Genomic DNA, 21,028 nt, shown 5'->3' with positions numbered 1-21,028 from the left:
GGATCATGAGGTGGCGGCGGAGGACCGGTGGGGCGACGGGCCGGGCGCTCAGCCGAAGATGAAGACTTCGGGCGTCCCGCCCGGACGTGCCGACCCGCGGTACATGCCTTCGGTGTTGAATGGCATGCAGACGTTGCCGAGGCGGTCCACGGCGATCAGGCCGCCGGTGCCGCCGATGGCGGGCAGCGCCCGGTGCACCACCGCGTCGGTGGCCGAGCGCAGGTCGGCGCCGCCATGGACCATGCGCGCGCAGACGTCGTGCGCGGCGGCCACGCGGATGAAGGCCTCGCCATGGCCGGTGCAGGAGACGGCGGCGCTGCGGTCGTCGGCATAGGTGCCCGACCCGATCAGCGGGCAGTCGCCCACGCGGCCCGGACGCTTGTTGGTCATGCCGCCGGTGGAGGTCGCGGCGGCGAGATGGCCGCTGGCGTCCAGCGCCACGGCGCCGACGGTGCCCATCTTGGTGTTCTCGGCCAGCGGGGCCATCGCCCCCATGGCGGCGGCGCCATCGTGGTCGAGCACCGCGCCGGCCTGGCGCGCGCGGGCGGCATGCAGCTGCTGGCGTCGCGCATCGGTGGAGAAGTAGCCGGGCTCCACCATCGGCAGGCCCGCCTCCCGCGCCATCGCCTCGGCGCCGGCACCGGCCATCAGCACATGCTGGCCATGGCGCATGACGGCGCGCGCGGCGTCGATGGGATGGCGGACGCGGCTGATGCCCGCGACCGCGCCGGCGGCCAGATTCGCGCCATCCATGACGGCGGCGTCGAGCTCGTGGGTCTCGTCGGCGGTGAAGACCGCGCCGTGGCCGGCATTGAAGAGCGGGCAATCCTCCAGCAGCCGCACCGCGAGGCACACCGCGTCCACCGCGCTGCCGCCCTGGCCCAGCAGGTCCGAGGCGGCCTTCAGGATGTCCCGCAGGGCCTGCTGGTAGGCCTCCACCTGCCCGGGGCTGATGGTGGCGCGACTGAGCGTGCCGGCACCGCCGTGGATCGCGATCACGGGAGGAACGGGGGAGGGAGGGGGAACGGCGGACATGGACGAGGGACGCGAGGTGACGAGTGGGAGTGGGAATGGGTGAGGGTGAAGGAGGTGGCGGGACGTCGGATGGCGGGCGCGGCGCCCGGGACGCGACGGTGTCGCGCCGGGTGTCGGGCGATCCGGCCCGGGATCGATGGCGTCATTCGTCCCTGGCGACCGCCTGCCTGTCCGGCTCGCCGGCGCCCAGCCGGTTGCGGCTGCTGTCGTGCAACCAGGGCAGCACCGCCTCGGTCACGCGCGCGGCCGACTGGACCGACCCCTCGGCCTGGTGCGCGACCGCGCTGGCCAGGGCCTCGATCAGCGCCAGGGCGGAGGATTCGGAATTGGCCGCGTACTGGTTCTCCGTCTGGGCGAACAGGCAGACGTGGGCATGGGGCACCAGGGGCGAGTGCGGGCCGTCGGTCAGCGCCAGCACCCGCGCGCCGCGTTCGAAGGCGCCCTGCGCCAGCATCACCGTGTCGGTCAGGTAGCGCGGGTAGGTGATGGCGATCAGCAGGTCGTCGGGCCGCATGCGCGGCAGCAGGCGCGCGCCATAGGACGCCCCGGCCACGCTCGCGAGCAGATGCACGTTGTCGCAATAGCCGTCGAGACTGCGCTGCAGCAGGCCGGCCAGCCAGCCGCTGGCGCCGAAGCCGGCGATGTAGATCCGGCGCGCTTCCACGATGGCCGCGACCGCGGCCTCGCAGGCGGCGGTGTCCAGCGACTCGCGGGTGGCGGCGATGTTGCGCTGGCTCTCCTCGAGGGCGGCGGCGAACACGTCGCGCACGCTGCTGGGCTTCTCGATCCGGATGCGCATCTTCTCGATCGGGGCCAGCATCGCCTCGAAGCCGCGCACCAGCTCCGAGCGCAGCATCGGATAGCCGTCCAGCCCGATGGCGCGCGCGAAGCGGTTGGCGGTGGCGACCGACACGCCCACCGCCGCCGCCAGTTCGTCGATCGGCATGGTCGCCGCCTGCAGCGGATGCGCGAGCACGTAGTCGGCCAGCTGCTGGTGCGACCGCGTCAGCTTGACGCGGGCATGGGCGATCCGGATGGCGATGGACCCGGGATCGTGGGAGGCAGACGGAGACATGGCTCGAAGAGACAAGAACGAAATGACTAAAAATTTTCAGTTAAAGAATCATAAAGAAAATAAATGATCATTTCGGGTTATTTTTCGTTCTCCCTGGCGTGCCGCCTGGCTCCCTCGCCTCGACCAGGGAGTCCGGACCGCAGGACCGCTTCGCCCAGACGTCGGCCCGGGACATCGCGCGGGTGGTGCGGGCCCACGTGGTGGATGCCGATGGCGCCGTGGCGGACCTCTTCCGCGCGGGCGGTCCGCGGACGTTCGACCGGGAGGGCCGGTGCGCGGCGTCAGATCCGCGGATAGCCCGGCATGGAGAAGCCGATGGCGTCGAGCTGGCGCTCGAGGTCCTGCGCGACCTGGGGGGCGAGCGGGGTCAGGGGAGGACGCACGTGGCGCCACTGCGGCTGGTCGGCCTGCAGCGCCACCGCGTGCTTCATCGCCGGGATCATGGGGGCGCCCTGGAACACCTTGCGAACGTCATCGGCGGCCTGCTGCAGCGCCGGGCCTCGCGCGCCGTTCCAGCCATCGTAGACGGCGCGGATGCCGGCCGGATTCATGTTCACCGTCGCGCTGATGCAGCCGGCCGCGCCCAGCGGTAACGCCGCCGACAGGAAGGATTCGCTGGCGGGAAAGACGTCGAAGCCAGCGGAGGCGAAGTTGTCGAGCATCGCCCGGGTGTTGTTCCAGTCGCCCGACGAGTCCTTGGCGCCGGCGATCACCGTCGGATAGCGCGCCAGCAGGCGCTCGATCAGCGGCAGCGTGATGGGAACCTGCGTGAACTGGGGGATGTGATAGAGGTAGATGGGCGCGCAGCCGCTGCCGACGCGCTCGATGAGCTCGGCGTAATAGGCGAACACGCCATCGTCCGAGACACCCTTGAAGAAGAACGGCGGCAGCACCAGCAGGCCGGCCGCGCCCGCCCGGCTCGCGTGGGCCGACAGCGCCACCGCGTCGGGCAGCGCGCAGGCACCGGTGCCGGGCATGAGACGGGCGCCGGGGATGCCGGCTTCCAGCAGGGCGTCGGTCAACGCGAGGCGCTCGGCCACGGAGATCGACGCCGCCTCGGAATTCGTGCCGAAGACGGCCAGGCCGGCGCCGTGGTCGACCAGCCACCGGCAGTGGGCGACGAAGCGGGCGGTGTCCGGCGCGAGATCGTCGGTGAACGGGGTCAATACAGGGGCGAGGACGCCACGGATTCGCTGTGTCATGTCGGGCTCGTCGAGGTGGAGATGGAGGGGGATGGCGGAGCAGTTTCACGAACATCCGCACGGGCAACCAGCCCCGGAGGGAATGTCAGACAACAAGATTTTTTCACTCCGGCCGGCCGGTCGGTCGTCGGCCTTACATTCGGCCGATGGATACGCGCTACGTGCAGAGCTTCGTCGCGGTCGTGGAACTGGGCTCCATGGCGGAGGCCGCGCGCCGCCTGGATCTGACGCCGGCGGCCATCGCGGCGCGCGTCAAGGCCCTGGAGACCGAGGTCGGCGCCCCGCTGGTGCAGCGCTCGGGCAGGTCGGTGCGGCCCACCGAGACCGGCCTGAAGATGCTCGACCGGGCGCGCCACCTGCTGCGGGACGTGCGGGACATGCTGGCCGCGACGGGCGATGGCGTGTCGCTGGGCGAGCTCAGGCTCGGCGTCTTCGGCTCGGCCATGACCAGCATGCTGGCGCCGGTGCTCAAGCGGCTCTACGAGCGCTATCCGGACCTGTCGGTGTTCGTGGCGCCGGGCAGTTCGGTGGAGCTGTGCCGGCAGGTCGCCAATGGCGCGCTGGATGCCGCCATCGTCGTCGAGCCGCAGTTCGCCATCGGCAAGGGTTGCGCCTGGACCCCGCTGGTCGAGGAACCGCTGGTGGTGGTCGCGCCGAAACGTCTGGCCCGGGTGGGCGCGCACGAACTCCTGGGGCGCGAGCCGTTCATCCGCTACGACCGCTCCGTCCTGGGCGGCCAGCTGGCGGACCGCTATCTGCGCGACCATGGCATCGCGGTGCGGCAGCGCCTGGAGATCGACAGCCTGATGGCCATCGCATCGGTGGTGGGCCAGGGTCTGGGCGTGGCCCTGCTGCCCGACTGGGGCCCGATGTGGCACAGCGGCCACGAGATCGCGCGCGTGCAGCTGCCGGCGCGCGCGCCCGTGCGCCGCGTGGGCATCGTGCATGCCCGGCAGGGACCCCGCGCGGCCCTGGCGCGGACGCTGCTGGTCGAGGCCCAGGCCGTCTTCAGCGAGGCGAGCCGCCGGCAGCGCCGGGAGCTCGCCGCCTCCGACGCCGCGACGGCCAGGCCAGCCGCGACGGGAAGCCCCGGGGCGGTCCGCACGCGACGGCGCACCTAGCGGACCCGGACCACAAGAATTTTGTCTTCTATCGCTGTGGCGGCGACTTCGTGGCGAAGCCGGCGCTTGCCACACTGCGGCTTCGATCTCGACCCGTTCGAGACCCGGACGCGAAGTCCACCCGATGGAGACACAAGAATGCATTCATCCCTCGCGCCGGCGTCCCGGCGCCAACTCCTGCGCGCCGGTCTCGCGCTCGCGGCCCTGCTGGGCGCCGGCGCCGCCTCGGCCGCCTACCCGGACAAGGCGATCCGCCTGATCGTGCCCTATCCGCCGGGCGGCGCGACCGACGTCATCGGCCGCATCGTCGCCCTCGAACTGGGCAGGCAGCTCGGCCAGCAGGTCGTCGTCGACAACCGCGGCGGCGCCGGCGGCAACATCGGCGCCGAGGCGGTCGCGCGCTCGGCGCCCGATGGCTACAGCCTGCTGATGGGCGCGCTGACCACGCATGCCACGATGGCCACGCTGGAGAAGGCGACCCTGCGCTACGACCTGGTCAAGGACTTCGTTCCCGTGATGGTGGTGGGTTCGGTGCCCCTGGTGGTGGTCGTCAACCCCGACCTGCCGGTGCGCTCGCTCAGGGAGCTCGTGGCCTATGGCAAGGCCCATCCGGACAAGCTGAACTTCGCCTCCTCGGGCGCGGGCGCGCCGCAGCGCCTGGCCGGCGAGATCCTGCGCAAGGACGCGGGCATCCGGATGCAGCACGTCGCCTACCGGGGCAGCGGTCCGGCGATGACCGATCTGGTGGCCGGCCAGGTGAACATGATGGTCGAGACCGTGCCGGCCGCGTTGCCGTTCATCACCTCGGGCCGGTTGCGCGCGCTCGCGGTGACGACGCCGCAACGCATCTCCATGCTGCCCGACGTGCCCTCGACGGCCGAAGCGGGACTGCCGTCGCTGGAGATCGCATCCACCTTCGGCGTGCTGGCGCCCGCCGGGACGCCCGAGCCCATCGTCGCGCGCCTGAATGCCGCGCTCGCTCAGATCGTGGAGTCGCCCGAGGCCAAGGCCGCCTTCCTCAAGCAGGGGGTCTATGCCGCCGCGCCGAGCAGTCCGACGCAGTCGGCCGCCCGCATCGGGCAGGAGGTCGCCCGCTGGGAGAAACTCATCAGGGAAGTCGACATCAAGGCGGATGAATAGGGCCCGCGCGCCCCCCCACGCACCACCAGGAAAGCACACACCATGAGCGAAGAAAAGTCCCCCTTCGAGCCCGACGCGACGACGACCGGTACCGGCATGCGCAAGGGCCTGACCAGCTACGGCGACCAGGGCTTCTCCCTGTTCCTGCGCAAGGCCTTCATCAAGGGCGCCGGCTTCACCGACAGCGCGCTCGACCGGCCGGTCGTCGGCATCTCCAACACGGGCAGCGCCTACAACCCCTGCCATGGCAACGTCCCGCAGCTGATCGAGGCGGTCAAGCGCGGCGTGATGCTGGCCGGCGGCCTGCCGATGGACTTCCCGACCATCTCGGTGCACGAGAGCTTCGCCGCGCCGACGAGCATGTACCTGCGCAACCTGATGTCGATGGACACCGAGGAGATGGTCCGCGCCCAGCCGATGGATGCCGTCGTGCTCATCGGTGGCTGCGACAAGACCGTCCCGGCCCAGCTCATGGGCGCGGCATCCGCCGGCATCCCGGCCATCCAGCTCATCACCGGCTCGATGCTCACCGGCAACCACCGCGGCGAGCGGGTCGGGGCCTGCACCGACTGCCGCCGCTACTGGGGCCGGTTCCGGGCCGGCGAGATCGACGTCCAGGAATCGGTCGACGTCAACAACCAGTTGGTGGCCAGCGTCGGCACCTGCTCGGTCATGGGGACCGCCAGCACCATGGCCTGCGTCGCGGAGGCGCTGGGCATGACCGTGCCGGGGGGCGCCTCGCCCCCGGCCGTGACGGCGGACCGCATCCGCATCGCGGAGCAGACCGGCGCGCAGGCCGTCCGGATGGCCCGCACCGGCCTCACCATCGACCGCATCCTCACCGCCGATGCGTTCGAGAACGCCATCCGGGTGCTGCTGGCCATCGGCGGCTCCACCAACGGCATCGTCCACCTGGCGGCGATCGCGGGCCGCATGGGCCTGGAGATCGACATGGAGGCGCTCGACCGCATGGGGCGCGAGACGCCGGTGCTGCTCGATCTGAAGCCCTCGGGCCAGCACTACATGGAGGACTTCCATGGGGCCGGCGGCATGGCCACGCTGCTGCGCGAACTCAAGCCGCTGCTCAGGCTCGACGCCCTGACCGTCACGGGCCGGACCCTGGGCGAGGAGCTGGCGTCGGCCGGTCCGGGCTTCCGCCAGGACGTCGTGCGTCCGATGAGCCAGCCGATCTATCCGCAAGGCGCCATCGCCGTGCTGCGCGGCAACCTGGCGCCGGGGGGCGCCATCATCAAGCAGTCGGCCGCCGATCCGCGCCTGATGGAGCACGAGGGCCGGGCCGTGGTCTTCGAAGGACTGGAGGACCTGGTCGCGCGCATCGACAGCGACGACCTGGACGTCACGCCCGACGACGTGCTGGTGCTCAAGAACATCGGTCCGAAGGGGGCCTCCATGCCCGAGGCCGGCTACATCCCGATCCCGCGCAAGCTGGCGCGCGCGGGCGTCAAGGACATCGTGCGCGTGTCCGACGGTCGCATGAGCGGGACCGCGTTCGGCACCATCGTGCTGCACGTGACGCCGGAGTCGGCCGTGGGCGGGCCGCTGGCCCATGTCCGCTCGGGCGACCGCGTGCGCCTGAGCGTGAGCAACCGGGAGATCAGCCTGCTGGTCATGGACGAGGAGCTCGCCCGGCGCGCCGAGGCGTCGCCGGTGATCGAGCCGACCGCGGAACGCGGCTACCGCAAGCTGTTCCTGCGTTCGGTCACGCAGGCCGACCAGGGCGTGGACTTCGACTTCCTGCGCGCCGCGACGATGGTCGGGAAGACGCCGCGCTAGGCCGGCGGCGCCGACGTCCGACCGACCGACCGACCGACCGACGGATCCTGGGCGTCGCGTCGGGGTTCTGCGCCGGTGGCCGGCGGGCCGCCGGATTTACAGGCAAACTGCGCAGGTTGCCTGTATAACTCGATGGAGCCCCGTGATGAGAAGACCCGCCGCCGAGGTCACCGACGCCGACCTGCACGCGCTGGCGGCCGACCTGCGCATCGTGCTGGTCGGCATGAGGAAGCGCCTGCGCCAGGAAGCCACCCTGGGTGACTTCAGCTTCAACCAGCTGCAGGTGGTGCTGCGCCTGGAGCGCGATGGACCGGCCACCGTCAGCGCCCTCGCCAAGGCCGAGGGCATGCGGCCGCAGTCCATGAGCGAGATGGTCGCGGTGCTGAAGGCCGGGGGCCTGCTGGCCGGCGCGCCCGATCCGGCCGATGGTCGCCAGACCCTGATCTCGCTCACGCCGGCCTGCGAGCGCGCGCTGCGCGCGAACCGCAGCGCGCGCGAGGACTGGCTCTTCGGCGCCATGCGCCAGAAGCTCGACGTTGACGAGCAGGCCCAGCTGATCGCCGCCTGCCGCCTGCTGCAACGCCTGATCGAGCCCTGAGCATGGCGGCCACCTTCCGTTCATTGCGCGGGCGCAACTACCGGCTCTGGGCCGGCGGGGCGCTGGTCTCCAACATCGGCACCTGGATGCAGCGCACCGCCCAGGACTGGATCGTGCTGACGGTGCTGACCGACCACAGCGCCACGGCGGTCGGTGTCGTCATGGCCCTGCAGTTCGGCCCGCAGATGCTGCTGCTGCCGGTGACCGGCCTGGCGGCCGACCGGCTGGACCGGCGCAAGCTGCTGTGCTGCACCCAGGCCGTGATGGGCCTGCTGGCGCTCGGCCTGGGCCTGCTGACGCTGAGTGGGGCGGTCCGGCTCTGGCATGTCGACGTGTTCGCGTTCCTGCTCGGGTGCACCAGCGCCTTCGATGCGCCGGCGCGCCAGACCTTCGTCTCCGAGCTGGTCGGCGAGGACGACCTGCCCAACGCCGTCGGACTGAACTCGGCGTCCTTCAATGCCGCCCGCATGATCGGACCGGCGGCCGCCGGCCTGCTGATCGCGGGCATCGGCGCGGGCTGGGTGTTCCTGCTCAACGCGGCGTCCTTCGTCGCCGTCATCGTGTCGTTGCGGCGCCTGCGCGTGACCGACCTGCACCGGCGCGAGGTCTCGCCCCGGGCCGTCGGCGGCCTGGCCGATGGCGCGCGCTATGTCTGGGCCCGGCCCGACCTGAAGGCGACGCTGCTGATGCTGTTCATCTTCGCGACCTTCGGGCTCAACTTCCCGATCTACATCTCGACCATGGCGGTGGGCGTGTTCCATGCCGATGCCGGCGCCTACGGCCTGCTGAGCTCCGCCATGGCGGTGGGCTCGGTCAGCGGCGCGCTGCTGTCGGCCGGCCGCGAGAAGCCGCGCTTCCCGTTGCTGGTGGCGGCCGCCGCGGTGTTCGGCGTCGGCTGCGTGATGGCGGCGCTGATGCCCAACCAGTGGCTCTTCGCCGCCGTGCTGATGGTCCTGGGCGTGGCCGCGCAGACCTTCAACACGACCACTAACACCTTGGTGCAGCTGAGCACCGAGCCGGCCATGCGCGGCCGGGTCATGGCGATCCTGCTGGCCCTGCTGCTGGGCGGCACGCCCTTGGGCGCGCCGCTGATCGGCCATGTCGCCGACAGCCTCGGTCCGCGCTGGGCCTTGGGGGTCGGCGCGCTCGCCGGCCTGGTCGTCGCCGGCATCGGGATCGTGTATCTGCGCCGGACCCGGCCCGGACCTGCGGCGGTCGCCGTCGAGCGGCCGGGGGAGGCGCCGATCCGAGGGTGATGCGGCGTGCTCCTCCTGCCGGGGACGCCGCATGGGGCAGACGTGGTCGACGGTGCCGGGCCGTCGTCATGTGCCCGTCCGCTTCATGCCGCAGCTTCAGGAGCTTCAGGAGCGGGAGGCAGCACGGCCAGTGTGAGCGACAGGCGATGCTGGCGCTCGAAGTCTCGGATGCGCTCGATCAGCGCATCGTCGAGCCGGTGCCCGGCCGACAGCAGCAACGCGCCTGCGGGGGACCTGAAATCCCGCGCCAGCGTCTGGCCGCGGCGCAGGTCGGACGTGCGCAGGCACAGCGTGCCACGCGCTCCGGGGTCGTCCGGCGGCGTCGGCGGCCGGACCACCGCCGCATCGTCGAGCGCGCCATGCGGGTTCGCGTCGTCCCGCTCCGGCGCGAGCCGTGCCAGGGCATGTCGGGCGGCCTCGAATCGCCGCCGCTGGACGATCCGGCGGAGCGTCGACACCAGCTCGTCGTCGTTCCAGGGCTTGGCGATGCAGCCATGCAGCCGGCCATGGTTGATCGCCTCGATCAGCAGCGCCGGATCGGGCCGCGCCGTCACCAGCACGCGCGCGGCATCCGGCCATCCCCGGCCCACCCGCTCGAACAGCTCCCAGCCGGCACCGTCCGGAAGGCGCAGGTCGGACAGCACGACGTCGATGGGATCGGTGGCCAGCAGCGCCCGGGCCTCCGCCGCGCGCCCGGCCGTCAGGAGGCGCCAGCCCGTGGGGCGGACCACGCGCCGCAGGGCGGCCAGGGCATAGGCGTCGCCATCGACGGCCAGCAGCGTCCAGGGCCGGGCGTCCGTGGACGCAGCGACCATCACGTCGACTCCCCGGTCTGCGGGAGCAGCACCAGCAGGCGACCCCGCGCGCCGTCGCCCAGCGGCCGGCACATCGCCCACCACTGTCGCTTCGCCAGCGTGACCAGCGTGAGATCGTCGTGCAGTGCCTGGCGCAGGGTGGGCAGCAAGCGCTCGGTCGCCGGCACCTCCGCAGGATCGCCGTCGAGTCCGCACAGGGCCTGCGCCGATGCGTTCGCGAATGTCAGCTGGCCGTCGTCGTCGATCCCGAGCACGGGCACCGGGATCGCGTCGAGCACGTCCTGCGCCGTCTCGCAGGGGTCGATGTCGTAGCGGTTGCGCTCGAGCCGGACATTCAGCAGTCTCTGCAGCTGCCGGTTCAGGTCGTCGATTTCCTTGCGGGCGGTCTGAAGCTCCTGGCCGAGCTGGCGGTGGCGGTCGGCCATGTCCTTGGACGCGAAGGCCTCGCGCAGGTGGGAGCGCAGCTGCTCGACATCCCAGCGTCTGGCCAGGAACCTGGAGAGGGCGCGCTGTCGCGAGTGCCGACCGAACGGCGCCACGTCGATCCGCCGGCCCTCGCGCAGCATCGCCTCGATCCTCGGCGCCGGCAATGCGGCGCTGAACCAGTAGCCCTGCATCTGGTCGCACCGGTTGGCGGCCAGCAGTGCCGCCTGGCCCTCGCTCTCGACGCCTTCGGCGAGCGCCTTCATGCGCAGCTGGTGCGCCATCGTGATGATGGCGCGCGTGATCGACACGTCCTCGGCCGGCGCGGTGACGTCGGGCACCAGCGATCGATCGATCTTGACCACGTCCACGGGGAGCCGGCGCAGGTAGCTCAGGCTGGAGTAGCCGGTGCCGAAATCGTCGAGCGAGACCTCGACACCCAGCGCGCGCAGCGTTCGCAGGTGCGCCACCGCCTGTTCGAAATTGCCGATCAGCATGCTCTCGGTGACCTCGACGCCAAACAGCCGGGGGTCGAGTCCGGTCACGGCGAGCAGGTCCTCGATGCGCCGCGCCAGGTCCGGCAGCAGCAATTGCCGCGCCGACAGGTTGACCGCCATGCGCAGCGGCGGCAGGCCGAGCCGCTGCCAGAGCGACGCCTGCTCCATGGCGCGACGCAGCACCCATTCGCCGATGGGGACGATCAGTCCGGTCTCCTCGGCGATCGGGATGAAGCGATCCGGCGCCACGCCGCCGAGCGTCGGATGGCGCCAGCGCAGCAGGGCCTCCACGCCGACGATCCGGCCGTGCCGGAGATCGACCTGCGGCTGGTAGTGCAGTTCGAGCTGATCGTCCCGCAACGCGTGGCGCAGGGCGGTCTCCAGCACCAGCCGCTCGGGATCGTCGTCGTGCGAAGCGCCGGCGTAGACGCTGATCTGGTTGCGGCCGAGCCGCTTGGCCTGGTGCAGGGCGGCGTTGGCATGGCGCAGCAGGGTGTCGGCGTGGTCGCCATCGGCCGGCGCCATGGCGATGCCGATGCTGCAGGTGAGGTGGACCTCGTGTCCCTCGAGCGTCATCGGGCACGCGACGCCGGCGAGCAGTGCCCGTGCCAGCTGCACCGCCTCCATCAGGACGGAGGGCATCACGACCACGAATTCGTCGCCGCCGCGACGCGCGACCAGGTCGATGCTGCGCACGGCGGCGGCGATGCGTCGCGCCGCCTCGCGCAGCACCGCGTCGCCGACGTGCGGGCCGAGGCCGTCGTTGATGCGCTTGAAGCGGTCGAGTTCGAGCACCAGCACCGCAGTCTGGCTGCCGGTCTGCAGGGTCGCGCCCAGGCGTTCGAACAGCAGCCGACGGTTCGGCAGCCCGGTGAGCTGGTCGAATTCCACCAGCTGCCGGATGCGGCGCTCGGCGGCGCGGCGCTCGCGCAGGTCGTCGATGCAGACGTGGGCGAAGGATGCCTCGTCGCTGGTTACCAGACTGACGGAGACATCGACCGGAATCTCATGGCCCTCCTGGTGGCGGATGCTGGTCTCGAAACGCAGGGCGCCCCGTTCGCACAGCGCGCGCCAGCGTTGCGGCCACTGCGTCGCATCGACCTGAATATCGATGTCGGGCACCCGCAGTCGCAGGAGCTGCGCGTGGTCCACGCCCAGAAGTCGGCAGGCCGCGGCATTGGCATCGCGCACGGCGCCATCGGGTCCGACCTGCATCAGGGCGTCGCTGGCCTGTTCGACTGCCAGGCGGGTGAGCTGCAGTTGGCGCTGCGCCTGCTCGCGGTCGCTGACGTCGCGCGCGGACGGGATCAGCCAGACGACGCGGCCCTCCGGATCGTGGAGCGGCAGCAGCGAGAAGTCCATCGACAGGGTGGCGCCGCCGCTGACCGCCACGCGGACATCGAAGCGCGACGCCTCGCCACGCGCCGCGCTCGCGACCGCCTGGCGCAGCCGCCACCGCGAGTGATCGCACGCCTGCCACCAGGGCGTGGCGTCGAAGGGGCGGCCGAGCACCTGCTCGGGCGTGCTGTCGATGGCGCGCAGTGCCGCGTGGTTGGCGTAGCGCAGCACCCCGTCCGTATCGAGCAGCCCGGCGAAGATGGACGGCCCCAGCCGGTCGAGGACCTCGTGCCGTGCGATGGCCGGGTCGAGTGGCGCGGGAAGGGGTAGGGACACTGCCGCCGGCGCGGTGTCCGGCGCGGTGTCCGGGGCGGGGCAGGGGCGGGACGGCATGTCTTTGGGCATGCCGCAGTATTTCGGCGGGTCTGCGCCGGCGGTGTGATCAGTCCCCGGCCTGGACCACCCTATCAGATGGCCGGTTGCACCGGTCCACCGGTGCGCCGGCGCGCGCCGCGTCGCCGACCAGCCGCGCCAGGGTCCGGATCGCACGCTCGAGCGATGCGTCCCACTGCTGCCCGCAGGTCAGCCGGATGTGGTGCTGGAATTCGCCGCGCGCCGAGAACATCGGTCCGGGCGCCAGGCTGATGCCACGTGCCAACGCGGCGCGATGCAGCGTCATCGCATCGACCGCGCCGGGCAATGCGATCCACACGAAGTAGCCGCCCGCCGGCCGCGCCACCCGGGTCCCGTCGGGGAAATTCCGGGTCACGGCGTCCAACAGGCTCTCGCGCTGGGTCTGCAGGGTCTGGCGCAGGGTGCGCAGGTGGTGGTCGTAGCCACCTTCCTGGAGGTACGCGGCCAGCGCCGACTGCACGGGGATCGAGCCCGACAGGCTGGTCATCAGCTTCAGCCGCTCGACCTCGCGCGCCAGGCGCCCCGGCGCGGCCCAGCCGACGCGGTAGCCCGGCGCCAGGCACTTCGAGAACGACGAGCAGTGCATCACCAGGCCGTGCCGGTCGTGGGCCTTGGCCGGCAGCGGTGCCACCGCGCCTTCGTAGAGCTCGGCGTAGACGTCGTCCTCGATCAACGGCAGGTCGTGGCGAGCCAGCAGGGCGACGAGATCGCGCTTCTTCTCCTGCGGCATCAGGCTGCCGAGGGGATTCTGGAAACTCGTCATCAGCCAGCAGGCCTTGGGGCGGTAGAGCTCGATCACCTGCGCCAGGCGACCGAGGTCGATGCCCTCGCGGACGTGGGTGGGCACTTCGATGGCACGCAGGCCCAGGCGCTGCAGCGCCTGCAGCGCGACGTAGAAGGTCGGCGATTCCACCACCACGGCGTCCCCCGGCCGAGCGACCGCGTTCAGGCACAGGTTCAACGCCTCCATGGCGCCGTGGGTCAGCACGATCTCGTCGGTGGCGACGGACATGCCCAGGCGGGCGTAGCGCTTGCCGATCTCGCGCTTGAGCTGCAGGTTGCCCGGCGGCAGGTCGTCGACCATGTCCCAGGGTTCGAGTCGCCGGGTGCTCGAGACCAGCGCGCGACGCAATCGATCGAGCGGGAAAAGGGATGGGCTCGGGAAGGCCGAACCCAGGGGCACGATGTCGCGGGTCCGCACGGAGCCGAGGATGTCGTAGACCAGGTCGTTGATATCGACGACCCGGCAGCCCGATCGTGGCTTCGAGGTCGGTGGCTCCGCGAGCTGCGCGCCGGTGGCGCGGGTGGCGACGAAGTAGCCCGAGCGCGGCACCGCGTGGACCAGGCCGCGCGACTCGAGCAGGTAGTAGGCCTGGAACACCGTGCTCGCGCTCAGACCCCGCATGGCGCATGCCTGGCGCACGGAAGGCAGGCGATCCCCGGGACCCAGCACACCGGAGGCGATCTGCCGCTCGATGTTCCGGGCCAGCGATGCGTACCTCGTGGAGGTGGCGTTCGGGCGTTTGCGCATGGTGTCGACACCACGCCTCGGTCGATTGCCGGCGGGGCGGGTGACGTCTGCGCAGACTAGTCCTTGCGCGCGGCGACGCAAGCGGGGAAGCACCGACCCGGAGTGTCGCGTCCGGGCGACGCCGCGGCCCGGCACGGCTCCGGTGCCGGTCCGGCCGGAGTCGCGCCGGCGAGCGTCAGTCGACGTAGCGCAGGCCGGCCTTCTCGAGCGCCCCGCGCATGTCGTACATGTCCAGGCCCAGCACGCCGCTGGCCAGCCGGGCGCGCTTGTCGGCTTCCAAGGCCTCGCGCTTGCGGGCCTGCTCGAGCGTCGCCGCCGCCAGGCGGCGCGGCACGCAGACCACGCCATCGTCGTCCGCCACGATCACGTCGCCCGGCTCGACCAGCATGCCGGCGCAGACCACCGGGATGTTGACCGAGCCCAGCGTGGCCTTGACGCAGCCCTTGCTGCTGATCGCCTTGCTCCAGACGGGGAAGTCCATCTCCTGCAGCACCTTCACGTCGCGCACGCCCGCGTCGATGACCAGCGCCCGCGCGCCGCGCGCCTGGAAGCTCGTGGCCAGCAGGTCGCCGAAGAAGCCGTCGGCGTTGGGCGCGCTCAGGGCCGCCACGACGATGTCGCCGGGCCGGATCTGCTCGGCCACGACATGCAGCATCCAGTTGTCGCCGGGGTGCAGCAGCACGGTGACGGCCGTGCCGGAGACCTGCCGGCCGGGGTAGATGGGCCGCATGTACGAGGCCAGCAGTCCGACCCGGCCCATGGCCTCGTGGACCGTGGCCGAGCCGAGCGCGGCCAGGGCGTCGGCCACGGTGCTCTCGGTGCGCACGATGGTGCGATGGACGATGCCGAGCTCATGCATGACGGGTGGCCTCCAGGTGGCGCAGGCGCGCGTCCAGGCGCGGGAAGACGCGGCGGGCATTGCCTTCGTAGACCTGCGCGCGCGCGGCCGGATCGAGCCGGCTGGCCTCGATGTAGCGGCGCGTGTCGTCGAAGGGGTGGCCGGTCTGCGGATCGATGCCGCGCACCGCGCCGATCATCTCGGAGGCGAACAGCACGTTCTTGGTCGGCATGACGTGGGTCAGCAGGTCGATGCCCGGCTGGTGGTAGACGCAGGTGTCGAAGAACACGTTGTTGAGCAGGTGGTCCTCCAGCAGCGGCTTCTTCATCTCCTGCGCCAGGCCCCGGAAACGGCCCCAGTGGTAGGGCGCCGCGCCGCCGCCATGCGGCACGATGAAGCGCAGGGTGGGGAAGTCCTTGAACAGGTCGCCCTGGATGCACTGCATGACGGCCGTGGTGTCGGCATTGAGGTAGTGCGCGCCGGTGGTGTGGAAGCACGCGTTGCAGCTGGTGCTCACGTGGATCATGGCCGGGATGTCGTGCTCCACCATCTTCTCGTAGATCGGATACCAGTGGCGGTCGTACAGCGGCGGACTGGTCCAGTGGCCGCCGGAGGGATCGGGATTGAGGTTGATGCCGACGCAGCCGAGCTCCGTGACCGCGCGCTCGAGCTCCGGGATGCAGGTGGCCGGATCCACGCCGGGCGACTGCGGCAGCATGGCGGCCGGCGCGAAGCGCTCCGGGAACAGGCCCGCGACCCGCGCGCAGAGGTCGTTGCACAGCGCGGCCCAGGTGGCGGACACGGCGAAGTCGCCGAGGTGGTGCGCCATGAAGCTCGCGCGCGGGCTGAAGATGGTCAGGTCGATGCCGCGCTCGTCCATCAGCCGCAGCTGGTTGGTCTGGATGGACTCGCGCAGCTCGTCGTCGCCGATGCGCAGGTCGGCCGGGTCGGGCGGGGGGGTGCCAGCGTCGAAAGCGGCGAGCTGGCGCTGGCGCCAGGCTTCCAGCGCCTTCGGCGCGGTGGTGTAGTGGCCGTGGCAGTCGATGATCATGGGGAAGACTCCGGTGGAGGTCGGTCAGGAAAGGCGGTCAGGGAAGATCGGTCGGGGGGCGGGTGGCGCCGCGAGGGCGGGTTCCATGCCCTCGGCGCGGATGACGTCGGCGCCGGACGCGCCGGCCAGGTAGGCGACGAGCGCCGCCGCCCGGGATGCCCGGGCGCTGGCCTGGCAGGTGGCGCCGGCGAAGAGGGTGGGGATCTCGGCGCCCGGGGGCATCGGACCCAGCAGGGCGATGCCCTGGCAGTGGATCAGTTCGCTGTGCTGCTGGAAACCCAGGTCGACCGTGCCGCGCGCCAGCAGCTCGCCCACCGGCACGCCCGGCGGCGCCTGCACCAGCCGCTCCCGCAGCGCGTCGAGCAGGTCCCAGCGCGCGAGCAGCGCCAGCAGGGCCTTGCCGCTCGGCCCGGTCGAGTAGCCGATGGCCCGGCAGGCGCCGAGCGTGCGCCGCAGCTCGGCGACGGTGGCGACCGGCGGCGCTCTGCCGGCCGGCGCGGCGATGGCGACCTGCGACACCGCCAGGCCGGTCAGCGGGCCGACGTGGCCCGCCGCCGCCAGCCGGTCGAGGGCATCGGCTGCCAGCACGGCGACATCGAAGTCTTCGCCGGCCGCGATCCGGTTCGCGGCATCGACGCCGCCGACCGATTCGAGCTCGACCGCCCCGCCGCCGTCGCGGGTCCAGCGTTCGCACAGCGCGGCCAGCCACTGCCGCGTCGCCATCGACGAGATGCAGCGCAGGGGCTGGGAAGGGGGAAGGATGGCGCGGTCCATGTCGGTGGTCCTTGTCATGCGGGTCGTCCGGTCCGCGCGCCGGCGGCGCGTGGCGATGTTGTCCCTAAACTGCATCCATGGACCTGAAACAGCTCGAGTACTTCGTCAGCGTCGCCGACCTGCGGAGCTTCACGCGCGCCTCGATCAGCATCGATGTCGCGCAACCCGCGCTCAGCCGCCAGGTGCGCCTCCTGGAGGTCGAACTGCGGCAGAACCTGCTGCTGCGCAATGGTCGCGGCGTGACGCTGACCGAGGCCGGCGAACGCTTCCTCGACCACGCGCGCGGCATCCTGCACCAGGTCGAGCGCACCCGCGAATCCATGGAGCAGCAGCGCCTGGGCACCCTGGCCGGACGCGTCGCCGTCGGCCTGCCGCCGAGCCTCGCCAAGCGCCTGACCGTGCCGCTGAGCCGCGCGTTCCGCCAGCGCCTGCCCGATGCGACGCTGTCGATCACCGAGTCGCTCTCCACGGCGATGCAGGGCGCGCTGGCCGCTGGCCATCTCGACATCGCGCTGGTCTACAACCCCCTGCCATCGCCCGAGATCGACAGCGTGGTGATGCTGGAGGAGGAGCTGTTCCTGGTCGGGCCGGCGACGCCGGAGGCCGCTGGCGCGCCCGTCACGCTGCACCAGCTGGCCGAGCTGCCCCTGGTGATCCCGACGCGGCCGAACGCGATCCGCACGATCGTCGACCATGCCATGGCCGACATCGGCCGGCGGCCCCGGATCGCGATGGAGATCGATGGCGTCGCCGCCATCCTGGACCTGGTGCAGGATGGCTTCGGTCATGCGGTGCTGCCGATGAACGCGGTGCTGACGGCGCCCGATCCGGCGGCCATCGCGGCGCGCGGCCTGGTCGAGCCGGTGCTGCGCAGCCGCCTGGCGCTGGCGTCGAGCTCGCGGCGCCCGGTCACGGCGACCCAGCGCGCCGTCACGGAGCTGATCCACGAACTGGTCGCGCAGCTGGATCCCGACGCATCCGCGCGGCTCACTGCTTCTCGATCCCGGCCTGCTGGATGATGTCCGACCAGCGCTTGATCTCGCGGGCATAGAAGTCGGCCAGCTCCCGGGGCGTGCTGCCCTTGCCCTGCACGCCCAGCCTGGCCAGGCGCTCCTTGACCTCGGGCGACTCGAGCGCCTCGTTGGTGGCCTTGTTCAGGCGCGCGACGACATCGGCCGGCGTGCCGGCCGGCGCGGCGAACGCATTCCAGCTCGCGACATTGAAGCCCGGCGCGCCGCTCTCGGCGACGGTGGGCACGTTCGGCAGCGCGGGCGAGCGCTTCTCGCCCATCACGGCCAGCGCGGTCAGGGTGTTGCCGGCCACCTGGCCGAGCACCGGCGCCAGGATCTCGACGCCGGCATCGACCTGCTCGCCCTGCAGCGCGGTGATGACGGCCGCGCTGCCGTTGAAGGGCACGATCTGGACGTCGATGCCGAGGCTGCGCTTGAAGAGCTCGGCCGCCAGGTTCTGCGTGCTGCCGGTGTTGATGGTGGCGATGTTGACCTTGCCGGGGTTCGCCTTGGCATAGGCGACCAGGGCCGGCAGGGTCTTGAAGCGCGACTTGGGACTGGCGATCAATGCCATGTCGAAGTAGCCGAGCATCGACACCGGCGTGAAGCTCGCGATCGGGTCGAAGGGCAGCTTCCTGAACAGGCCCGCGCTGACCGCGTTGCCGTTGGACATCAGCAGCAGGGTCAGGCCGTCCGGCGCGGCCTTGGCGACCGTGTCGGCGGCCACCACGCCGCCGGCGCCGGGCTTGTTGTCCACCACGATGGCCTGTCCGGTGGACTGCGTCATCTTCTGGGCCACGACGCGCGCGGTCAGGTCGGCGACGCCGCCGGGGCCGAACGGGACCACCAGGCGGATCGGGCGGGTGCTGGAGGTCTGCGCGCCGGCGGCGACGCAGGCCAGGGCGCAGAGGGCGGTCACGAAGGCGCGGCGCATGGGAAGTCGTTGGATGTTCACGATGTCTCTTTCTGCAATCGGGGATCGAAGGCGGGGGATCAGAAGCGGTGGCGGATGCCGACCACCAGCGAGTTCCGGCGCGTGAAGCCGCTCGCGCGGTCCGACAGGTAGACGCCGTAGAGGTCGGTGCGTTTCGACAGGAAATGGTCGTAGCCCAGCGCGGCCGTGGTGCGGCTGGCCTCCACGGTCGGCGAGTCGCGCCGGGTCCGGGCCACCGAGGCCATCACCGTGCCGCCGGCCCATGGCGTCGACACGCCCAGCTGGGTGGTCCGGGTGACCAGGGAGGTCGCGGGCGTGTCGGTATGGAAGTACTGGCCGAACAGCCTGGCGAAGGCGAGGTCCCACGACAGGCCGGCCATGGAGGCCTTCTCGCTGCCGATGGGCGCGACCACGCCGGGGCCGTACTTCACCTGCTGGGCCGAGAGCACGGCCGCGAACGGACCGCGCGCGTAGTTCACCGTCAGGTTGACGTTGCGCACGCCCGTGGTGTCGGTGCGCTCGCCCAAGCCGTAGGTCGCGGATGCCGTGAAGCCGGCCAGGCTCGGCATCGAGTACTGCAGCGCGTTGTCCCAGACGCTGTCGCCCAGCACGGTGCGGTCGTAGGCCGGACTCCACACCTGCAGCATGACCGGCGCCAGGTTCGCCGAGAGGCCGAAGGGGTTGAAGTTGCCGGTCGCCACGAACAGCGGATTGGTCTGACGGCCCAGTGTCAGGGCCCCCTGGCGACTCGCCAGGCCGACCAGCGCGTTGCGCGAGAAGAAGGGATCGGCCGTGGTGCGGCCCGCGATGCCGGTGTCGGCCTGGAGGAAGCTCTCGAGCACGTAGAACGCGCGCAGTCCGCCGCCCAGGTCCTCGTTGCCCCGGAAGCCGAAATAGGACGTGGTGAGGCCGCCGCTGTTGAGCACCGTGGCCCGGCCGGGCTGGTCGCTGCGCCGCACCGATCCGACATAGGCGTCGATGACGCCATAGGCCGACACCGTGCCGGCCGGGCCCCCCTGTTGTTGCGCCGCCGCCGGCAGCGACGCGCCACCCGCGACCAGCGCGCACAGCGACGCGATGGTTCCCACCCGCTTCTGCATCCAGTGTCTCTCCTGTGTCGTTCGATCGATGCCTCGGCCGCGACGGGCCGGACGAGGGCGGCCCCGAGCGCTCAGGTCGCGCTCCGGCCGTCCCAGTACAGCCGCATCGGGTTGTCGACCAGCAATGCCTGGCGCAGGGCCGGCGTCGGCGCGATGTGGGGGATGACGTCGACCAGCAGGCCATCGTCGGGCATGTGGTCCTTGAGGTTGGGGTGCGGCCAGTCGGTGCCCCACAGCACGCGGTCCGGGAAGGTCTCGACCAGGCGGCGGGCGAACGGCACGACGTCGCGATAGGCCTCGCGTTCGCCATCGAGCGCCTTCGGTCCGGTGATGCTCAGGCGCTCCGGGCAGCTGACCTTGCTCCAGACGTTGGCATGCTCGCGCATCAGCCGCACGAACAGCTCGAACTGCGGACCGTCCACCGGCAGGCCGACATCGGGGCGGCCCATGTGGTCCACCACCACCACGGTGGGCAGGGTGACGAAGAAGTCCCACAGCTCGGGCAGGTCGACCGCCTCGAAATACACCACGACATGCCAGCCCAGCGGGGCGATGCGTTCGGCCATCCGCTGCAGGTCCTCCCGGGGCGTGAAGTCCACCAGGCGCTTGACGAAGTTGAAGCGGACGCCGCGCACCCCGGCCTCGTGCATGCGCCGCAGTTCGGCATCGCTGACGTCGGGGGCGAGCGTCACCACGCCGCGCGCCCGGTCGCCGGCCGTCGCCAGCGCATCGAGCAGCGCGCGGTTGTCGCTGCCATGGCAGGTCGCCTGCACGATGACGTTGCGCTCGAAGCCCAGGCGATCGCGCAGCGCGAAGAGCTGCTCCTTGCCGGCATCGCAGGGCGTGTACTTGCGCTCGGGCGCATAGGGGAACACGGCGCCCGGACCGAAGACGTGGCAATGCGCGTCGACCGCGCCGGGCGGCGGTTGGAACGAGGGGATCGAGGGCGCCGGATGGAAGTCCAGCCAGCCCGGGGTCTTGTCGAAGGACATGTCTGCTTTCCAGGGAGTTGCCGCATCTTGTCGGCTGGCGGCCCCATGCGAAAGCGGGTTGTCCATCTACGAGTTATCGCAAAAGCGCAT

General features: G+C 71.5%; 18 protein-coding genes. 6 read left to right on the top strand and 12 right to left on the bottom strand.

From position 1 onward, the window contains the following. Positions 1-48 precede the first annotated feature (48 nt). The 3 genes from AC1MLT_RS21210 to AC1MLT_RS21200 all read right to left on the bottom strand — a co-directional run bounded on the left by AC1MLT_RS21210 (position 49) and on the right by AC1MLT_RS21200 (position 3,312). Positions 49-1,035 (bottom strand): isoaspartyl peptidase/L-asparaginase family protein, encoded by a 987-nt coding sequence (locus tag AC1MLT_RS21210; protein WP_481036281.1) that lies wholly within the window; start codon positions 1,033-1,035, stop codon positions 49-51. 142 nt (positions 1,036-1,177) lie between these two features. Next, the gene (locus AC1MLT_RS21205) at positions 1,178-2,110 is read right to left on the bottom strand and encodes a MurR/RpiR family transcriptional regulator (RefSeq protein ID WP_481036280.1); all 933 of its coding nucleotides are present in this window, start codon (positions 2,108-2,110) and stop codon (positions 1,178-1,180) included. A 281-nt stretch (positions 2,111-2,391) separates the two neighbouring features. Continuing rightward, the gene (locus AC1MLT_RS21200) at positions 2,392-3,312 is read right to left on the bottom strand and encodes a dihydrodipicolinate synthase family protein (RefSeq protein ID WP_481036279.1); all 921 of its coding nucleotides are present in this window, start codon (positions 3,310-3,312) and stop codon (positions 2,392-2,394) included. A 146-nt stretch (positions 3,313-3,458) separates the two neighbouring features. Between AC1MLT_RS21200 and AC1MLT_RS21195 the strand changes: the two genes are divergently transcribed. From AC1MLT_RS21195 to AC1MLT_RS21175, 5 genes are all read left to right on the top strand, one after another. Further along, positions 3,459-4,433: a LysR family transcriptional regulator gene (locus AC1MLT_RS21195; protein WP_481036278.1), complete on the top strand. Its 975-nt coding sequence runs from the start codon at positions 3,459-3,461 to the stop codon at positions 4,431-4,433. Positions 4,434-4,571: 138 nt separating this feature from the next. Next, positions 4,572-5,573 carry a Bug family tripartite tricarboxylate transporter substrate binding protein gene (locus tag AC1MLT_RS21190; protein ID WP_481036277.1) on the top strand — a complete coding sequence of 334 codons (1,002 nt, stop codon included), beginning with the start codon at positions 4,572-4,574 and terminating at the stop codon, positions 5,571-5,573. A gap of 42 nt (positions 5,574-5,615) precedes the next feature. Continuing rightward, complete coding sequence (locus AC1MLT_RS21185) at positions 5,616-7,367, top strand: IlvD/Edd family dehydratase (protein ID WP_481036275.1); 1,752 nt, start codon at positions 5,616-5,618, stop codon at positions 7,365-7,367. 145 nt (positions 7,368-7,512) lie between these two features. Continuing rightward, positions 7,513-7,965 (top strand): MarR family winged helix-turn-helix transcriptional regulator, encoded by a 453-nt coding sequence (locus AC1MLT_RS21180; protein ID WP_481036274.1) that lies wholly within the window; start codon positions 7,513-7,515, stop codon positions 7,963-7,965. A gap of 2 nt (positions 7,966-7,967) precedes the next feature. Then, positions 7,968-9,221 (top strand): MFS transporter, encoded by a 1,254-nt coding sequence (locus AC1MLT_RS21175; protein ID WP_481036272.1) that lies wholly within the window; start codon positions 7,968-7,970, stop codon positions 9,219-9,221. Positions 9,222-9,304: 83 nt separating this feature from the next. On the opposite strand, the gene AC1MLT_RS21170 is transcribed toward AC1MLT_RS21175, so the two are convergent. The 6 genes from AC1MLT_RS21170 to AC1MLT_RS21145 all read right to left on the bottom strand — a co-directional run bounded on the left by AC1MLT_RS21170 (position 9,305) and on the right by AC1MLT_RS21145 (position 16,920). Then, complete coding sequence (locus AC1MLT_RS21170) at positions 9,305-10,036, bottom strand: response regulator (protein ID WP_481036270.1); 732 nt, start codon at positions 10,034-10,036, stop codon at positions 9,305-9,307. After that, positions 10,036-12,630 carry a putative bifunctional diguanylate cyclase/phosphodiesterase gene (locus AC1MLT_RS21165; RefSeq protein WP_481036269.1) on the bottom strand — a complete coding sequence of 865 codons (2,595 nt, stop codon included), beginning with the start codon at positions 12,628-12,630 and terminating at the stop codon, positions 10,036-10,038. Before AC1MLT_RS21165 ends, AC1MLT_RS21170 begins: the two co-directional genes overlap by 1 nt. 106 nt (positions 12,631-12,736) lie before the next feature. Further along, positions 12,737-14,239 carry an aminotransferase-like domain-containing protein gene (locus tag AC1MLT_RS21160; RefSeq protein ID WP_481036267.1) on the bottom strand — a complete coding sequence of 501 codons (1,503 nt, stop codon included), beginning with the start codon at positions 14,237-14,239 and terminating at the stop codon, positions 12,737-12,739. A gap of 175 nt (positions 14,240-14,414) precedes the next feature. Beyond that, positions 14,415-15,098 carry a 4-carboxy-4-hydroxy-2-oxoadipate aldolase/oxaloacetate decarboxylase gene (gene ligK / locus AC1MLT_RS21155; protein WP_481036265.1) on the bottom strand — a complete coding sequence of 228 codons (684 nt, stop codon included), beginning with the start codon at positions 15,096-15,098 and terminating at the stop codon, positions 14,415-14,417. Further along, positions 15,091-16,128 carry an amidohydrolase family protein gene (locus AC1MLT_RS21150; RefSeq protein WP_481036263.1) on the bottom strand — a complete coding sequence of 346 codons (1,038 nt, stop codon included), beginning with the start codon at positions 16,126-16,128 and terminating at the stop codon, positions 15,091-15,093. The genes ligK and AC1MLT_RS21150 overlap by 8 nt, the downstream gene beginning before the upstream one ends. A 24-nt stretch (positions 16,129-16,152) precedes the next feature. After that, on the bottom strand, positions 16,153-16,920 hold the full coding sequence (locus AC1MLT_RS21145; RefSeq protein WP_481036261.1) for a substrate-binding domain-containing protein: 768 nt from the start codon (positions 16,918-16,920) through the stop codon (positions 16,153-16,155). A gap of 59 nt (positions 16,921-16,979) precedes the next feature. Here AC1MLT_RS21145 and AC1MLT_RS21140 point away from each other — a divergent pair, with 59 nt between their 5' ends. Continuing rightward, positions 16,980-17,921, top strand: coding sequence for a LysR substrate-binding domain-containing protein (locus tag AC1MLT_RS21140; protein ID WP_481036260.1), 942 nt, complete (start codon positions 16,980-16,982; stop codon positions 17,919-17,921). On the opposite strand, the gene AC1MLT_RS21135 is transcribed toward AC1MLT_RS21140, so the two are convergent. The 3 genes from AC1MLT_RS21135 to AC1MLT_RS21125 form a co-directional block, all read right to left on the bottom strand. Further along, complete coding sequence (locus tag AC1MLT_RS21135) at positions 17,890-18,867, bottom strand: Bug family tripartite tricarboxylate transporter substrate binding protein (protein WP_481036258.1); 978 nt, start codon at positions 18,865-18,867, stop codon at positions 17,890-17,892. The genes AC1MLT_RS21140 and AC1MLT_RS21135 overlap by 32 nt on opposite strands. A gap of 38 nt (positions 18,868-18,905) precedes the next feature. Further along, a complete protein-coding gene (locus tag AC1MLT_RS21130; protein ID WP_481036257.1) occupies positions 18,906-19,946 on the bottom strand; it encodes a porin in 1,041 nt (346 codons plus the stop codon). Between the two features lie 71 nt (positions 19,947-20,017). Next, a complete protein-coding gene (locus tag AC1MLT_RS21125) occupies positions 20,018-20,938 on the bottom strand; it encodes an amidohydrolase family protein (RefSeq protein WP_481036256.1) in 921 nt (306 codons plus the stop codon). Positions 20,939-21,028 lie beyond the last annotated feature (90 nt).

The organism is Variovorax sp. PEI5 (assembly GCF_056679935.1).
This window is presented reverse-complemented; position numbering and strand designations above follow the sequence as displayed.

Excerpts from the sequence above, each read along its gene's own strand:
- AC1MLT_RS21140 (WP_481036260.1), top strand. The coding sequence starts at position 16,980 with ATGGACCTGAAACAGCTCGAGTACTTCGTCAGCGTCGCCGACCTGCGG.
- AC1MLT_RS21130 (WP_481036257.1), bottom strand. The coding sequence starts at position 19,946 with ATGCAGAAGCGGGTGGGAACCATCGCGTCGCTGTGCGCGCTGGTCGCG.
- ligK (WP_481036265.1), bottom strand. The coding sequence starts at position 15,098 with ATGCATGAGCTCGGCATCGTCCATCGCACCATCGTGCGCACCGAGAGC.
- AC1MLT_RS21160 (WP_481036267.1), bottom strand. The coding sequence starts at position 14,239 with ATGCGCAAACGCCCGAACGCCACCTCCACGAGGTACGCATCGCTGGCC.
- AC1MLT_RS21210 (WP_481036281.1), bottom strand. The coding sequence starts at position 1,035 with ATGTCCGCCGTTCCCCCTCCCTCCCCCGTTCCTCCCGTGATCGCGATC.
- AC1MLT_RS21150 (WP_481036263.1), bottom strand. The coding sequence starts at position 16,128 with ATGATCATCGACTGCCACGGCCACTACACCACCGCGCCGAAGGCGCTG.
- AC1MLT_RS21170 (WP_481036270.1), bottom strand. The coding sequence starts at position 10,036 with ATGGTCGCTGCGTCCACGGACGCCCGGCCCTGGACGCTGCTGGCCGTC.
- AC1MLT_RS21185 (WP_481036275.1), top strand. The coding sequence starts at position 5,616 with ATGAGCGAAGAAAAGTCCCCCTTCGAGCCCGACGCGACGACGACCGGT.
- AC1MLT_RS21175 (WP_481036272.1), top strand. The coding sequence starts at position 7,968 with ATGGCGGCCACCTTCCGTTCATTGCGCGGGCGCAACTACCGGCTCTGG.
- AC1MLT_RS21205 (WP_481036280.1), bottom strand. The coding sequence starts at position 2,110 with ATGTCTCCGTCTGCCTCCCACGATCCCGGGTCCATCGCCATCCGGATC.
- AC1MLT_RS21180 (WP_481036274.1), top strand. The coding sequence starts at position 7,513 with ATGAGAAGACCCGCCGCCGAGGTCACCGACGCCGACCTGCACGCGCTG.
- AC1MLT_RS21145 (WP_481036261.1), bottom strand. The coding sequence starts at position 16,920 with ATGACAAGGACCACCGACATGGACCGCGCCATCCTTCCCCCTTCCCAG.
- AC1MLT_RS21125 (WP_481036256.1), bottom strand. The coding sequence starts at position 20,938 with ATGTCCTTCGACAAGACCCCGGGCTGGCTGGACTTCCATCCGGCGCCC.
- AC1MLT_RS21200 (WP_481036279.1), bottom strand. The coding sequence starts at position 3,312 with ATGACACAGCGAATCCGTGGCGTCCTCGCCCCTGTATTGACCCCGTTC.
- AC1MLT_RS21195 (WP_481036278.1), top strand. The coding sequence starts at position 3,459 with ATGGATACGCGCTACGTGCAGAGCTTCGTCGCGGTCGTGGAACTGGGC.
- AC1MLT_RS21190 (WP_481036277.1), top strand. The coding sequence starts at position 4,572 with ATGCATTCATCCCTCGCGCCGGCGTCCCGGCGCCAACTCCTGCGCGCC.